This is a genomic window from Granulicella sp. L60 (genome assembly GCF_009765825.1).
GTDB lineage: Bacteria > Acidobacteriota > Terriglobia > Terriglobales > Acidobacteriaceae > Edaphobacter.
In genome coordinates this window covers 309,237-325,542 of the sequence record NZ_LMUR01000018.1, presented here as the reverse complement: position 1 = coordinate 325,542, position 16,306 = coordinate 309,237, and the positions used below count along the sequence as shown (strand labels likewise).

The 16,306-nt window shown below is 57.7% G+C and carries 9 protein-coding genes; 5 read left to right on the top strand and 4 right to left on the bottom strand.

Translation table 11 applies throughout. From position 1 onward, the window contains the following. The first annotated feature begins 115 nt into the window (after nt 1-115). Nucleotides 116-2,755 carry a penicillin acylase family protein gene (locus GSQ82_RS11770; protein WP_158792478.1) on the top strand — a complete coding sequence of 880 codons (2,640 nt, stop codon included), beginning with the start codon at nt 116-118 and terminating at the stop codon, nt 2,753-2,755. A gap of 142 nt (nt 2,756-2,897) precedes the next feature. Continuing rightward, a complete protein-coding gene (locus tag GSQ82_RS11765) occupies nt 2,898-3,263 on the top strand; it encodes a VOC family protein (protein WP_158792477.1) in 366 nt (121 codons plus the stop codon). Between the two features lie 106 nt (nt 3,264-3,369). Here GSQ82_RS11765 and GSQ82_RS11760 read toward each other — a convergent pair whose 3' ends face one another. Next, nucleotides 3,370-4,527, bottom strand: a complete 1,158-nt coding sequence (locus GSQ82_RS11760; protein ID WP_158792476.1) for a phosphoserine transaminase — start codon at nt 4,525-4,527, stop codon at nt 3,370-3,372. A 158-nt stretch (nt 4,528-4,685) separates the two neighbouring features. Next, nucleotides 4,686-6,491, bottom strand: a complete 1,806-nt coding sequence (locus tag GSQ82_RS11755; RefSeq protein WP_158792475.1) for a beta-L-arabinofuranosidase domain-containing protein — start codon at nt 6,489-6,491, stop codon at nt 4,686-4,688. A 206-nt stretch (nt 6,492-6,697) separates the two neighbouring features. Between GSQ82_RS11755 and GSQ82_RS11750 the strand changes: the two genes are divergently transcribed. Further along, the gene (locus GSQ82_RS11750) at nt 6,698-8,380 is read left to right on the top strand and encodes a tetratricopeptide repeat protein (RefSeq protein WP_158792474.1); all 1,683 of its coding nucleotides are present in this window, start codon (nt 6,698-6,700) and stop codon (nt 8,378-8,380) included. A gap of 4 nt (nt 8,381-8,384) precedes the next feature. On the opposite strand, the gene GSQ82_RS11745 is transcribed toward GSQ82_RS11750, so the two are convergent. Beyond that, a complete protein-coding gene (locus tag GSQ82_RS11745) occupies nt 8,385-10,112 on the bottom strand; it encodes a CRTAC1 family protein (RefSeq protein ID WP_158792473.1) in 1,728 nt (575 codons plus the stop codon). Between the two features lie 65 nt (nt 10,113-10,177). Here GSQ82_RS11745 and GSQ82_RS11740 point away from each other — a divergent pair, with 65 nt between their 5' ends. Continuing rightward, on the top strand, nt 10,178-11,212 hold the full coding sequence (locus GSQ82_RS11740) for a tetratricopeptide repeat protein (protein ID WP_158792472.1): 1,035 nt from the start codon (nt 10,178-10,180) through the stop codon (nt 11,210-11,212). A 4-nt stretch (nt 11,213-11,216) separates the two neighbouring features. Here the strand turns inward: GSQ82_RS11740 and GSQ82_RS11735 are convergent, their stop codons facing one another. Further along, nucleotides 11,217-12,446, bottom strand: a complete 1,230-nt coding sequence (locus tag GSQ82_RS11735) for a hypothetical protein (RefSeq protein ID WP_158792471.1) — start codon at nt 12,444-12,446, stop codon at nt 11,217-11,219. A 265-nt stretch (nt 12,447-12,711) separates the two neighbouring features. Here GSQ82_RS11735 and GSQ82_RS11730 point away from each other — a divergent pair, with 265 nt between their 5' ends. Next, on the top strand, nt 12,712-16,305 hold the full coding sequence (locus GSQ82_RS11730; RefSeq protein WP_158792470.1) for a TonB-dependent receptor: 3,594 nt from the start codon (nt 12,712-12,714) through the stop codon (nt 16,303-16,305). The last annotated feature ends 1 nt before the right edge of the window (nt 16,306 follow it).

The following is a 16,306-nucleotide window of genomic DNA, read 5'->3' as shown; positions in this document are numbered from 1 at the left end:
ATTAAACGGCTGTTCGCCGATTTTTCGGCTGACTTCGTGTAGGGAGGAGTTAGGGCAATGCAGCCAAAGGCGTACTCCTCTGGTCGACATGCTCCATTTACACTTGCGATCAGGCATGACTCTCTACGACCCTATCCCCGCAGACGACGCTGATTCTGTGAGTTCGCTGACGGCATTGCGCCGGCGCATCTTCTTTCGGACTGTGGCTGTCCTTACTGTGCTGGTGGTTGTGGGGACGGTTGTGGGTTTGTTCGCTGGGAGGCACTGGGTTCGGCAGGCTCTGAAGGGCTCGCTGCCGCAGTTGGATGGAAGCGTTGCGATTCCAGGGCTCTCGGTTGCTGTCAGCGTGCAGCGCGATGCGCATGGGGTGCCTCATATTCGGGCGGCGTCGCTGGACGATCTGCTGATGGCGCAGGGCTATGTGACCGCACAGGACCGGTTGTGGCAGATGGATGCGCTGCGGCGACATGCTGCGGGGAGTCTTGCGGAGGTGCTTGGGGCTTCGCTGGTGGCGCATGATCGTTTGCAGAGGACGTTGCAGCTTCGTGCGTCGGCGGATCGTGCGCTGGCGACGCTGCCGCCGGAGCAGCTTCATCTGCTGGAGCAGTATGCGGAGGGGGTCAATGCGTCCATGGAGGCGCAGCGTTCGCATCTTCCGCTTGAGTTTCGCATTCTGCGCTATGAGCCGTCGCCGTGGACGCCACGGGACAGCATCCTGGTGGGGCTGGTGATGTTTCAGGACCTGACGAACAGCTTTTCGATGGAGCTTAGCCGGGAGGCGCTGACGGCGCGGCTGCCTGCGCATTTGATCGCTGATCTTTATCCGGTGGAGACGTGGCGCGACCATCCGCCGGCGCAGCCTGTGGTTGACCTGACGGCGCCGCAGACCGATATTCCTGATGTTCCGCTGGATGAGTCTCAGTCGAGGCTGGCGAGGCCGGTGGCTCCGGTTGGGGAGACGGCGAGTCCGGGTGATCTTGCGGCGCTTGAAGAGACGCTTAAGAATCCTGTGTGCGATGGTTGTTTTTCGGGGTCGAACGACTGGGTTGTCTCCGGGGCGCATACGGCTACGGGAAAGCCGCTGCTCTCGAACGATATGCATCTGGCGCATGGGGTGCCCGGCATCTGGTATCAGGCGGATCTTGAGGCGTCGACTTTAACTGGTGGGCTGCATGTCACGGGCGTATCGCTGCCGGGGGTTCCGTTCGTCATCGTCGGACACAATGAGCATGTTGCGTGGGGATTCACCAATCTGGGTGCGACGGTGCAAGACGTTTACATCGAACATATGCGTGGTGCAGGCTCATCAGCTGAATATCAGGCGGCTGACGGGGGCTGGCGGCCCGTGCTTCATCAGCAGGAGACCATTCACGTCAAGGGCGGCAAAGACGTTGTGCTGGATGTGCAGGCGACACAGCATGGCGCTGCGGTTACACCGGTTCTCACGGGGATACTGCCGTCGGAGAAGCGTACGCTCTCGTTGCGCTGGACGATCTATGATCCTGCTAATGTGACGCCGTCTTTTCTAGCAATGGACAGCGCAGTTGATGGTTCCAGCCTGGTCAATGCCTTCTCTACCTTTGGTGGTCCCGCACAGAACCTGGTCTACGCGGACGATCAGGGTCACATCGGTTACCACGCGGTGGGAAGGATTCCGATTCGCGGCAGCGTCGCTGCACCTGCTGCTATCAGTCCTGTGCCGTCGGACGCGCTCGACACCACGCAGGAGTGGGTGGCGAATATTCCATACGACAAGCTTCCGCAGGCTGTAGACCCGCCTAACGGAATTCTTGCAACGGCGAATGCGCGGGTTACTGCGGACGACTATCCGTATCCGATCACGCTGGACTGGTCTGCTCCTTATCGCAACGAGCGCATCTGGAAGCTTCTCTCGGAGCGCTCCATCGCTACGAAAGATCACCTCACGCCGTCTGACATGCTTGCTATCCAGACCGATGTGTACTCCGATCTCGACCACGTCATCGCTGAGCGTCTGGCGTACGCCATCGATCATGCTTCCAAGCCCGACTTTACCCATGACAAGCGTCTGCACCAGGCTGCAGACCTTCTCCGCGACTGGAACGGGAGCATGGATACGGACGCCGCGGCACCGACCATTGTCTCTGCCGCTCGCACCGCGCTCTGGCCGCTTCTGCTTGATCCGCAGGCGTTGCCACAGCCGGGACAGTCACAGGCCGAACACGCCAGCGATACGAAACCGGAGGACCTCGCGGCACTCTATACCTGGAGCAATAAGGCGTACGCCGAAGAGTGGCTGATCATGCACACGCCTGCGCGCTGGCTCTCCTCCCGATACTCCAACTGGGACGACCTGCTTACGGCGGCTGTTGCGCGGGGGCTGGTGGAAGGCCATGCTCCACATGATCTCTCCACCTGGCGTTATGGCCACATCCACACTGTCGATATCGAACATCCTATCTACGGACAGTCCGCGCTGCTGCAACGCCTGATTGGGGTGCCGATCGGCACTGGTGACCAGCCCCAGAGCGGCGACGGTACGACCATCAAACAGGTCGGCCATACCTTCGGACCATCAGAACGGTTCACTGCGGACTTCGCGAACTTCGACGACAGTACGCTCAATCTTGTCCTTGGAGAGTCTTCCAATCCGGCGAGCCCGTGGTTCCTCGATCAGTGGCATGCGTGGTATCACGGCACCACCTTCTCGCTGCCGTTTAGCCATGCGGCGGTGGACGCTGCCACGACTCACACCCTGACGTTGACGCCGCGTTAGAACGACGAATAAACTTTGCCTGAAGTTGTCTGGTCGCACAATTTCTACTGGGACATTCGTGGACGTTCCGGCGTAGAATCTCACTTCATCTATCTTGTTCGACGGGCCACCTAGTCACTACTTCCGCATTCGAAAGGCGTCTATGGCAAACCCATTCTGTCATCTCGAACTGAACACCACCGATACCGCCAAGGCCAAGAACTTCTACACCAGTCTCTTTTCGTGGGAGCTGAGTGATATGGAGATGGGCTCCGGTGGCTCCTATACGTTCATCAAACCTGGCGAAGGACCGGGCGGCGCGATCGCGCAACATCCTGTTCCCGGCGCACCTTCAGCGTGGCTTACCTACATCTCGGTGGACGACATTCACGTCTCCACCGAGAAGGCGGCCAGTCTAGGTGCGAAGATCATGCGCGATGTTACGGAGGTTCCGGGGATGGGATGGTTCAGCATTATCCTCGATCCCACGGGAGCGACTCTTGGGCTGTGGCAAGCGAAACAGGCTTAGGCTGCGCTATTGATTTTTAGCAGATTGCTCATGAGATCAGCCTGCTGGCTGTGGTGTATCGGTCAGCAGGCTGAGGCTCATGAAGGTCTGTTATCTGGATGAATGTCTAGGCGCTTTTTGTGTTGAAGGCGTAGTCAAGCCAGTCCAGAATCGCTTCCATGTCTTTTGTTTCGACGGTTGCGCCACCCCATATCCGCAGGCCGGGAGGCGCGTCGCGATAGGAGGCGATATCGTACGCGACACCCTCTTTTTCGAGATAGCTCGCGATATCTTTTACGAACTTTGCCTGTTGCTCAAGATCGAGTGCAGCGATCTTCGGAGCGACGATGCGAAGGCAGATCGAGGTGCAGGAGCGAGTCTCCGGGCGTTGCGCGAGAAAGTCGAACCACTTGCTCTTTCCCTGCCGATCGACGACTGCGGCGAGATTGCTCTCCGATCTGCGGATGAGTTCCGGCAGGCCGCCAACGGATTGAGCCCAACGCAGACCGTCGATTGCATCTTCAACGGCGAGCATGGATGGCGTGTTGATGGTTTCGCCTTCGAAGATTCCTTCGATGAGCTTGCCGCCTTTTGTCATGCGGAAGATCTTTGGCAGAGGACGATCGGGCGTGTAGCTTTCGAGACGCGCCACCGCACGCGGGCTGAGAACGAGCATGCCGTGCGCGCCCTCTCCGCCGAGGACCTTCTGCCAGGACCAGGTGATGACGTCGAGCTTGTTCCACGGAAGCTGCATGGCGAATGCAGCCGAGGTCGCGTCGCAGATGGTGAGGCCTTCGCGCTGGTCGGAGATCCAATCGCCGTTGGGCACGCGGACGCCTGAGGTCGTACCGTTCCAGGTGAAGATGACGTCGTGATCGGGAGATACCTTGGTCAGGTCTGGAAGCTCTCCGTACGGTGCCTCGAAGACACGGGTGTCGGGGAGCTTGAGTTGCTTGGTGATGTCTGTGACCCACTCCTTGCCGAAGCTCTCCCACGCCAGAACGTCAACGCCACGCGCACCGAGCATGGACCAGAGCGCCATCTCCACTGAGCCGGTGTCTGATCCGGGAACGATGCCGATGCGATAGCCGTCTGGAATGCCGAGGATGCTGCGCGTCAGTTCGATGACCTCGTTGAGCTTGGCTTTTCCCGGCTTCGAGCGATGGGAGCGACCGACGAGCGCGTCCGCCAACGCCGCAGGCTGCCAGCCGGGCCGCTTGGCGCATGGGCCGGAAGAGAAATGAGGGTTCATCGGACGACGGGTTGGTTTGACAGGTTCGGACAAAGGATCTTCCTTTCGGTGCTGTTGATGGTTTCGCGGCTCCCAGGGTGGGATACGTCGTTCTCTTTAAGTTTAGGCGAAGGAGACGGCATGGCAAGCTCTGTTTGTTACAAAGCTGTATTGGCCACTTGCGGTGGCCTATGCAGAGACCTATGTGGGCGCTACGTCTTTGGGTAGGTCAGATAGGCGGTGTAGGGGGCGTCGCCGACGTGGGTGAACGGCAGGAGACGGAGTGGGGAGGCTGCTGTTTCGATGGACCACTCGGTGGGGCTGACGCGATGGGCTGCTAAGGCTTGGGAGCGCGTTATGGGGGGTGCGTCGCTGGTGATGGCGAAGAGAACGAGTGGGCCGTAGAGGAGCGCCGCGGTTTCGGAGTGAGCGAGGCTGATCGGTTCGAGCCGCAGAGTTGCAGGAAGAGTGAGTGTGAGAACGTCTCCGGTCTTCCAGGTTCGGCTTACGATGGCAAAGCCCTTTGTGGCGGTGACTGGAACGGATTGGCCGTTCACGTCGATACGCGGATTGCTGGACCATGCAGGGATACGAAGGCGAAGTGTAAGGTCTGCTGGGCGAGAAGCTGTGATGTTGAATGTGATGGTGTCGGCAAACGGGTAATCGCCGCTCTGCTCCAGCTTGAACGCGACGTCGTGGTGATCGAACTGAAATACCGAGGGGATGTAGAGGTTGACCCAGACGGAGGAGGGATCGCGAAGATAGGTGTTGATGCCATAGTCCGTGGCGACTTGGGGCAGAGTGCCGGAGCAGCAGGGCCAGCGGTGGTCGGAGTAGACACGCTTCCCTTTCAGGTTGTAGTCCGAGTAGTAGAAAGCGTGTCCGTCGGGCTGAAGCGGCTTTGCGCCAAGGGCGGTGTTGTACATGATGCGCTCCATGCTGTCGCCGTAGCGGCCGTCACGCGTGACTCGCAGCAGATAGCGGGTGAGCTTCATGTGGGCGTAGGAGCCGCACGGTGTCTCGAAGCTGTTGTGCGACTTTGTGAGGCTGGCGAAGACCTCTTCCGAACCTGGCTTGCGGAGGAGCTCGTCTGGTCCCCAGCCGCCGGTGGCGAAGCTCTGCTGTTGGAGCATGTCGAAGCCGTTGCGGGCGGCGGCCAGATGCTTTTCGCTGCCACCGATGAGGTAGGCCTGCATGGCTGAGCAGAGTGCGTTGACGTAGCTGTAGGCGTGTTTCTTGCCGAGCACGTTTTCGCCGCGTGCGAGTGGGTCGAAGTAGGTGGCATCGTCGAGATACTGCTTCGCCATGTCGAGATAGCGGGAGCCGGCGCCCATGCTGTAGACCAGGTAGAGGTTCTCGGGCATGGTGTAGCTCTCGTCCCAACTCCACGAGTTGTCCTTGCCCGGCCGCCAGTTGATCTCGCGATCGATGGCGTGGCCGGGGAGTTGCTTCTGGGCGGCATCATAGGTTTCGTTCAGTATTGCGAAGGCGTCTGGATCTTGGACGAGTCGGTGAGAGTCCATAAGGCCGCAGACCAGCTTATCGAAACAGTAGGCGGGGAAACGATTGTTCTCGTAGTAGACGGGTGCGATGGTCTGGCGATAAAGACGATTCAGCCGAAGTACTTTGTCGCGGGACGCGGTGTCTCCGGTGATCGCGTGATAGCGACAGAGCGCCGAGACCCACTGACCGAAGGTTGCACTGGGGGCGAGGCCGGCGTCGGTCTTGCCGGGGTCGAAGTTCAGCATGTACTGATACCAACCGCCGAGTTCTTCGCCGGGCGCAGGTTGGCCGACCATGGCGCGTAGAGGCTTCAGCAGGCTGTCGTCGCTGAGGCCCATGAGGATGGTGTGGGTCTCTTCGAGTTGTGCGATGTGGGCAGGGCTGGTGAAACGGACCTGCGCGTACTCCACCTCCTGCAGAGGCTGATCCGCCGGAGTGATTTTGGGAACTGCTTGGTGAACCACCAAGGCGGCGGAGGTTTGCATGAATCTTCTTCGTGTGATGTCGGGGGACATGGGCTGCTCCTGCCGTCAATCGTAGTCCGAAGTGATGGTCGTGTCGCGTCAGTGGGCTTTGGCATATCGATTTGTTATGACACACGCGTGATAGGCAACCAAGTGGACGGCTGCGGTATTCTAGGCAGGACGGCGGGCCAACGTGCAGTATGTTCTACGAACAACAGAGCAAACAAAGACGATCGTCTGACCGGGCGAGGACCGCTGTGGTTGCACGCTGTCTGGCGACACTCGGTCTCATTGCGATGGTTGGGTTGGTCTGGCTACTACAGGCAACGCCTCGGGTTGAGGCGAGCGGTCCGATAAAAGACCCGGATGCGATCTGTCGCAACTGTCATGAGCAGCTCTATGACCGATATCAACGAACACCGATGGCGCATGCCAGTGGGGATGCGGTCGATGGGCTACTGCCGGGAAAGTTTGTCCATAAGACTTCAGGGGTTAGTTACAAGCTGTTTGCGCGCGATGGCCAGGCATGGCTTTCGTATGCGCGTGCAGACGCAGCGCCGGGGCGGGAAGTATCAGGCGAGCAACAACTGAAGTATTTTATTGGGTCGGGAAACCGTGGTCGAACTTACCTATTTCAGCACGACGGATTCTGGTTCGAGAGTCCTGTGAACTGGTACAGCAAAAAAGAGGTGTGGGATATGAATCCCAAATCGCTCGATGCGCGGGAGATGCCGTTTACGCTGCCGGTGGATTCGACGTGTCTGCATTGCCACACCAGCGGAGGACAGCCTTCGCTGCCGGGCAGCCGGAATCACTTTGCGGAAGAGCCCTTTTTGCATGGGGGCATTACTTGCGAGTCGTGTCATGGCGATACGACGGCGCACGTCGCGCAGGGTGGGCGCGGCCCGATCATGAAGCTGGATTCGCTGCCAGGAAACCGTAAGATCTCGGTTTGCCTTCAGTGCCATCTAGAGGGCGAGATCGCGGTCAACAAGCCTGGCCGTTCGCTACAGATGTTCAAGCCGGGCGATTATCTCTCGGAGGATGTGCAGTTTTTTGTGCATGCTGGCGAAGTAGGTTCGAATGGCCGCGCGACTAGTCAGTGGGAGGCGTTGTTGCAGAGTGCGTGCTTTCGCAAGAGCGATGGACGACTCACATGCACTACCTGTCACGATCCGCATAGCACTCCGTCACCGGCGGAGCGCGTTGGATACTATCGAAGTAGATGTTTGAGCTGCCATAACGAACCGTCGTTTGCCTCGCGTCATCACCCTGATACTCAGGACTGCACGACATGCCATATGGCGCGAGAGAAGGCGGAAGATATCGCGCATGAACAAGTCACGGATCATTTCATCCAGAAGCGACCAAGCGGACAGCGTAGTGAGCAGGATCATCGAGCGGAGACATTGATGGCTGTGGCGGGTGAACCGGTCAGCGATCGTGCGCTCGGGTTAGCTTATGCGCAACTCGCGCTGCACGGAGATGCCGTCGCGACGACTGAAGCACGACGCTTGCTGACGAATGCCGCGCACGAGGAGCAAGCTGCAGGCAAGTCGAAGACCGATGCTGCGCTTCATGCTCAGCTTGGGTATCTGGATCTGGCGAGCGGCGATGCAGCAGGAGCAGAACGGGAGTACAAGGCTGCTCTGGCTGTGGATCCGACGAACAGCGTCGCTGCCGGAGATCTTGCTGTGCTGTATGCACGGTCGCGTCGGTTAGATGAAGCTGTGAGATTGTGGCGGCAGGTTTCAAAGGACGATCCGGGCGAGACTGCGGCAGGAACCAATCTCGCGCTTGCCGCCTGTATGCTGCACGACCGGGCAACCGCGACTGCGGCGCTCGAGCGGGTGATCGCGTTTTCGCCGGATAATGAGAAGGCAAAGGGGCTGCTGGCTCAGATTCAAGTCAGACCACAGTACTGCGATGCCAGACGGTAATGGTCTATTGAACCGGTTTGCCTGCGCCTTCGGTGAGCGACAGGAAGCGATCGACGGAGCCACCGGGAAATTGCTCTTGCTCTCCGTTTGGCCAACGCACGTTGATGTGATCGATTGTCTTTGACACTCCGAGGCCGAAGTGCAGACGCAGATCGTTGCTGGATATGTAACTGGAACCGCTACGAACTTCCTGCACATAGCTTCGACCTGAGACCGCGATGGTTACTTTGGCGCCGATCGCGTCGCGATTTGATTGTGTGCCATGGAGCGAAAGCCCAAGCCAATGGTTTTGGTTCGGCGCCAGGTTGACCAGTAGCTTCGGCGTGCTGCCCATGTTGTTGACGACTACTGAGACACGACCGTCGTTCCAGAGATCGCCTACAGCCAGACCGCGGCTCGATGCTACCGCGGTGCAGCCTGGCCCTGCGCTTTTGCTCAGATCTTGAAACGTCGCCTTGCCGGTGTTCCAGTAGAACAGGCACGGCTGCTTGTAGGTCGAGCCGAGATGCGCGCTATCGACCTCTGGATAGACGTGGCCGTTAACTAACAGCAAGTCAGGCCAGCCATCGTTTTCTGCGTCGAAGAAGGAGACTCCCCAGCCAAGATACTGCGTGTTAAGTCCAAGTCCGGCCTGCTGGATGGTCGAGGTGAAGGAGCCGTCGCCAGTGTTGCGGTAGAGCGAGGAGACATCATCGGAGAAGTTGGTCTTGAAGATATCGGGACGTCCATCGCCATCGTAGTCGCCGATGGCAGACCCCATTCCAGCCTGTTCGCGGCCATCTTCGTCGTATGCCACGCCTGCTTCCGCGGCAACATCGGTGAAGGTGCCGTCGTGGTTATTGCGATAGAGAATGCTCGGGGTGCTGTCGCAGGCGACGTACATATCGGGCCAGCCATCGTCGTTATAGTCGATGGTAGACACGCTGAAACAGTAGTGGCCAAAGGTCTTTTCGATGCCGCTGCTCTTACTGACATCGGTGAAGTGGCCGTCGCCAGTGTTGTGAAAGAGCGTGTTGGGAACGGAGGGCAGACCGCGCGGTCCACACATTACCGGCGTGCCCTTCCAGATGCACATAACGCCTTCGCCTGGCTTGGGAATCGTGGCTAGATCGAAGTGAACGTAGTTGGAGACCATTAGATCGAGCTTGCCGTCGCGGTCGTAGTCGACAAAAGCGCAGCCCGTGCCCCACTCTTTGCCGGTGCCGGTTACGCCTGCTTGTTCGCTTACGTCCTTGAACGTTCCATCGCGCTGGTTGTGAAAGAGGCGGTTCTTTCCGTAGTAGGTGACGTAGAGGTCGTCGTAGCCGTCGTTGTCGTAGTCACCCACACATACGCCCTGGCCCCATCCTGTGGTGGCGAGACCCGCGGCTTTGGTGACATCGGTGAAGGTGCCGTCGTGATTGTTGTGATAGAGATGGTTGGTGTGGCCGATGGCATGGCCGGGTTCGAAGTCGAAGGCGTCGCCGTTGACGAAGAAGATGTCGGGCCAGCCGTCGTGATCGTAGTCGAGGATAGCTACGCCGCTGCCGGTGGTTTCGATAATGTATTTTTTTGTGGCGGTGTCGCCGTTAACGTTCAGCATGGTCAGGCCGGCATTGGGAGCAATATCGGCGAACCACGCTGGGCCTTTGTGCGTAGGGTCAGGCGGATAGGGCGGTGCGGGCGCTCGCTGCGCGGAGACGATTGCCGACCAGAAGAGAAGGAGGGCGGAGAGTCGCCAGAGCACCGACATTTCGCCATGGTATCATCATGGGTCGAGCACGGTTCGTAGCTGTTAGGGTTATCCTTGAAGATGTGATGCGTCGTTCTCTGTTTATACTTTTTACTATCCTGTTCTCCTTGCCTGCTGCTCATGCGCAGGCTCCAGCGTCGGCTGCGCCACCCGTAAATACGGAGCAGCAACAGGCGGTGGAGGAGATGCAGCGTGGAAAGTCTGCAGATGCAATCGCGGCGCTCGAAAAAATGGCGGCGGCAAATCCAAATCAGAAGGGCGTGCAGCACGATCTTGGGCTGGCCTACTATCGGGCGGGTAAGCTGATCTCCGCCAGGCAGGCCTTTGAACGTGCCATCGCGGCGGACTCTCACGATCTGGAATCGGTACAGCTTCAGGGTCTGACGCTCTATCGACTCGGACAGCCTGCTGCGGCGATTCCCTATCTTGAGCGAGTCAAGACGTGGAGTCCTAATGTGAATGCGGACGCCAGTCATGTGCTGGGATTGTGCTATCTGAATAGCGGCAAGATCGATGCTGCGCGTTCGGCGTTCGCGACGGAGTATGCACTGCCTGCCGAGAGTGGTGCGGCGTATCTGATCCTGGCCAGGATGCTGAGCACGGCGAATCTGCCGGATCAGGGTGCTGAGGCGGCGCAGAAGGCGCTAACCATCACGCCGGGCCTACCGCTGGCGCATCTGCTGATTGGCGAAGTTGCTCTGTATAAGTCCAATATCCTCGAGGCGATCACCCAGTTCGAGGCGGAGCGAAAGCTTAATCCGTCGTACGCTCCTATCTACGAGAGGCTGGCGGACGCGTATATCAAGGTTGGGAAGTACGATCAGGCGCAGGAGGCCTTGATGCAGTCGCTGGCGCTCGATACGTCGAGCACGGGGCCGTTTCTTCTGATGGGGAAGGTGTTGCTGCGGAGGAACGATCCTGAGAACGCGTCCATGTATCTGAAGCACGCGGAGAAGATGGATCCTTCGAACTTCATCACTCATACGTTGTTGGGACAGGCTTACCGCAGCCTGGGGAAAGAAGCCGACGCCAAGGCCGAGTTTGACGCTGCCTCGAAGATTCATGCGGGTAGCGAACTCAAACTGCAATCCGTTCAGTAGGAATCTAGTGTTTGTGAACGGCGACCAGCTTGGTTTGCATCGGGACGCCGCCTCCGATGGTTGTCTCGATGAGCGCCTCAAAGGGACGGACCTCCCCCTTAGGACCTGAGACTGCCACGAGTAGCTGGTCGAGAGTGTCGGGGCGAGACGCGAATTCGACGGCGGCCTCTGTGCCCAGCGTGGTCAAGCCGCTGAAGACGAGCATCTTCTTCCCGTTCTGCAGACCTGGCAAGAGCGCCACCATGGCGTAGTCCGTAATGAATGGATGCTCAGGACGGCTATAGAATGGCTGTTCGCCCGGCTTCGGGTGATGGTTGATGAATCCCGCCGTACCATTGCTTGCTGTCATGGTGAAGTCGGAGTCTGGGGGGAGCATGCGGAGCGAGGGGTTCTCGGCAACCGAACCGATGAAGATGAGATTGCTTAACTGGGCCTCGTCCCAGGTCACGAGCAGGCTTCGTTTGAGCTTGAAGCTAGCATGATGACTGTCGAATAGACGTGTCAGATTGTAGACGCTGTTTAGTTCGCCTACGCCTGTATAGGTGACGACATAATGATCGGACAGGGGATCCTGCGGAATATTTTCCGGGGCGGCGTATTTGAGGCCATTCGTCGAATCGCCGGTAAATACAGCGTTGCTATATATGACGAGTGAATCGTTATCCGATAAAAACGGTCCCCAGAACCGATCAATCGCAGATGTCTTGTGAGAGCGGAGTGGCCAAAATACAAATAGCCCAAGTAAAACTACGATGCCTACAAACGCTGACAAGGTTGCCCAGCTTCTCTTTTTTTCAGCAACCGGTTCGATTAGGGGGAGATTTGCAGGTGTCTGAGGATCTGCTTCTACTGGCACCACTGTTATCTGAGTAGGTGGCGGGAGTTCGACAGCGGGATGGCGCGGCTGAAATACCGGAAGGTAATGACCTTTTGGTATTTCAATAATGAACTCCTCGTGCTCCCCTTCGCCGGTGAAATATTCATTCAACTTTTGGCGTAGCGCCCGGGCCTGGGTGCGGACGATGCTGTCTTCTCCGGAGTTATAACCGGGGAGGCGCTGGAACACATTAATGCCTATGGGCTGCTCGGTCGCCTCATCGGGAGCGTTCCTAAGAGCGCAGTCCGCGACATAAAACAGGAATTCCTTGAGTCTTGTGGAAGAGTGGAAGCACTGGCTCGCAGCGACGCGTAGCACCAGCGCACTATGAGGGTGCCGCTGCGCTTCTTCACTCAACTCCTGTTTTATCAAGGGAGGCGGCATAACAAAAAATTATTACACACGGGTTTTTCACGGGTCAATCACCGTGAGACACGTAGACAACAGTGCAAATGAAAGCCGAAGCTTTGTCGTCGAGAAGTATCCGATTTCATTTTTTACTGATTATCTTCTGACTACTAAGTCGGTTTAGCACATCAAAGCACCAAGCAGCACTCACCTGATGAGTGCGTTATGAATTCAACCTGCGACATTTTGCTTCAAAATTTCTGGAGGTAGTGACATGCAAAGTACTTTTCTTTTCAGCCTTGGGCGGCAGCTCCGTAGTGCAAGGTCTTCGTTCGGAGTTGGTCTGGGGCTTGCCGGATTGCTGGTTGGCTCACTTCTCTTGAGTCCGGCGCTTATCGCACAGGCGATCTACGGTTCCATCTATGGGACCGTATCGGATCCCACCGGGGCATCTGTCCCGAACGCAAAGATTACAATTAACGATGTCACGAAGGGGACTTCGGTGACGACCCAGTCAAATGGCAGCGGCGAGTTCCGTGTCGACCATTTGATTCCAGATACTTACAACGTTGTGGTGGAGTTGCAGGGGTTTGAGAAGACGACCGCCAGCAACGTCATCGTGTATGCGGACACTTCGCCCAAGGTAGACATCAAGATGGCACTGGGAGAGACCTCCACCAGTGTCGAGGTCTCCGCAGGAGCTCCGCTGTTGCAGACGGACCGCGCCGATGTCAGTACGGTGCTGAACGAGCGTGCTGTGCAGGATCTGCCAAACCTTGACCGTAACTTTACGGCATTTGAGCTTCTGACCCCCGGTACGACCTATATCGGCTGGAGCGTCGGTCAGTCGACCAATCCTCAGCAGAGTGAACAGATTGAAGTAAACGGCCAGCTTCCCTTCGCAACCGGGTATCAGCTCGACGGAACCGACAACCAGGACCCGATCCAAGGAGTTGCGGTTATCAACCCGAACCTCGACGCCGTCTCCGAGATGAAGGTTACCTCGCAGAACTATGACGCTGAGTTGGGCAACGCAGTCGCCGGAATCGTCTCGGCCCAGACCAAGTCGGGCAGCAATGCGTTCCACGGCTCGGCGTTCGAATATCGCCGTTCCGATGCGCAACAGGCGCGCGATCCTTTCACCCAGTTCGCACCTGACCCGCTGTCAGGCAAGTACATCCCGTCGTTCCTGCATAATCAGTTTGGCGGTTCGGTAGGAGGTCCAGTCAAGAAGGACAAGCTGTTCTTCTTCGGCGATTACCAGGGACTACGCGAAAAAACGGGCACCACCGTCCTGACAACCGTACCCACCGCGCTCGCCAAGAGCAGCTGCACCTCCGGTAATGCCTGCAACCTTAGCGACTACCTGAACGCCGGTTCGATCTACCAGATCTATGATCCGGAGACGAATCCTGCCGGTCCAACCGGACGCACTCCCTTTGCCGGAAATATCATTCAGGCGAACCGGCTGTCCGCGCCCGCAGTCAATCTGCTGAAGCTGATGCCGGCCCCGAACAATGGCACTGGCATCACCGACAACTATCTTGCTTCCGGCTCCGGCGGTTTCAATACTGACCAGTTCGACGTGCGCGTCGACGATCAGGTCACCCAGAAGCTGCATGCCTTTGGCCGCTATACGCGTTTCAACTCAGATCTCAATGGAGCAGCGATCTTCGGGCCAGCCGGCGGCGTCGGATTTGGAGCGGGCAACTTTGCCGGAGCCGATCAGGCTTTGGATCAGAGCGTTGCCGCAGGCGGCGACTACTCCTTGTCCGCTAAGTGGCTCACCGACTTCCGCTTTGGATGGGTTCGGCTGCACATCAATGAGGAGGGACCGAATAACACTGAGCCTCTGGGAACGCAGTTGGGAATTCCAGGCGTCAATCAGGGAGATCTATCGCTGACCGGTGGACTTCCTCAGTTCCAGATTGCAGTTCCAGCCAATGGATCGAACGGCAGCAGCAGCATCACCTACGGCACATCGGCTAATACCTATCTCCAGACGGAGAGCCAGTTTCAGGCAGTCAACAACTGGACTCGCGTTCAAGGTAATCACACCATCAAATTTGGCGGCGATATTCGCTACGCGATGAATCATCTTGTTGGTGTGAACAACAACAACCTACTTTCCGGCCAGTTCGAATATGCGAGTTCGGTTACGGCAGGATCGACTGGAGACGGTGTGACTACCGGCCCGCCGGTCAGTCAAGGCGTTGGCTATGCCAGTTTTCTCCTTGGCGATACTTCCAGCTTCTTCCGCACTGTGATCCAGAACACCAATGCTGCAGAGCGTCAGAAGCGCATGTTCTTCTACGGACAGGACGAGTGGCGCGCTACACACAATCTCACCATAAGCTATGGTCTGCGCTGGGAACTCTACTTCCCGGAGTCGGTTGCGGGCAAAGGACAGGGCGGTCTGCTTGACCTGAACACGGGTAACGTCCGTATCGCAGGATATGGTCCTTACGGCAACAATTTGAATGTGGCGATGGACTACGCTCACATCGCTCCACGTCTTGGCATTGCATGGCAGCCCCATGAAAATACGGTGGTGCGCGGTGGTTATGGCCGCACGTATGGCATGGGCTGGTCGGGTGATACGTTCGGCGAAGTCCTGACCTTCTCTTTCCCGACTGCCGTGGTGCAGAACTTCAATGCGCCCAACAACAACTACTATGCGCTCGCTCTTTCGCAAGGACCCGCGCCCTATGCTTTCCCTGCGATTCCCAGCAGCGGCGACTATGCGCTGCCGAACGGTATTCAGCAGCCGACTCGCCCTCTAACCATGCGGGTTCCTACTCTCGATAGTTGGAACGTCATGGTGCAGCAGCAGTTTGCGCATGACACTTCCCTGCAGATCGGTTATGTAGGCAGCCATGGTATTCACAATATGTTCGACTCGTCGAACCAGGCGAATCCGAACCAGCAGACCCTGGCTGGCTTCGGCCAGATCAATCCTGCGACCGGGCAAACGTACACTCAGTTCGAGCGTATGCCTTACTTCGACGGCACCGCACAGACTCTGGGGGTCAAATTTGGCTCCCCGTTTGGTTGGACACAGCAGCTTCGTTACAACGCAAACCAGGCAACCACACGCTACGATGCACTGCAGGTGGTCTTCCAGAAACGCTTCAGCCAGGGCTTCCAGATCCTGTCGAACTACACCTGGTCGAATGCTCGGGCGAACGAGTCTGACTACTTCTTCATCAACTCTCGCGCTGACTATGGCAACAGCTACTACAACCGCCGGAACGTATTCGTACTGTCGGGTAACTGGGATCTTCCGATCGGTCAAAAACACCTGATCGGCGGCAACGTCCCGGGATGGGTGAATGAGATTATCGGCGGCTTCTCCGTCAACGGAGTCGTCAGTGCCGATACCGGTCTGCCCTTCACACCATCGTACGCGCTCTGCGCCTCGGACCAGGATATCGATGGTCAGGGCGGGTCGCTCTGCCGTCCTAACAAGGTCGGTGATAACTTTGGCCTGGGCGCTGGCTCCTTCGATCCAATTGCCCATCGGGTCAAATTCTTCAATGAAGTTCCGACCCTAGCAACGCCGGGACAGGTTGAAGGCGCCTACCAGCGGCCTCAGATTGCAACCTTCGGCAACATTGAGCGCGACTCACTATGGGGACCGGGACTCTTCAATACGGACTTCTCCGTGGCCAAAAAGTTCGCTATTACAGAGAGGGTTAATCTGCAGTTTACGGCGCAGGCCTTCAATCTGTTCAATCATCCCAACCTCGCAGGCCCAAGCGGTTGCGTTGACTGCGGCGGCACGGCAGGTTACATCACAGATGTTGTTTCATCACAATTGGGAAGTTCCATGCGAGGGCTGCAGTTTGCTGGACGACTTCAGTTCTAGC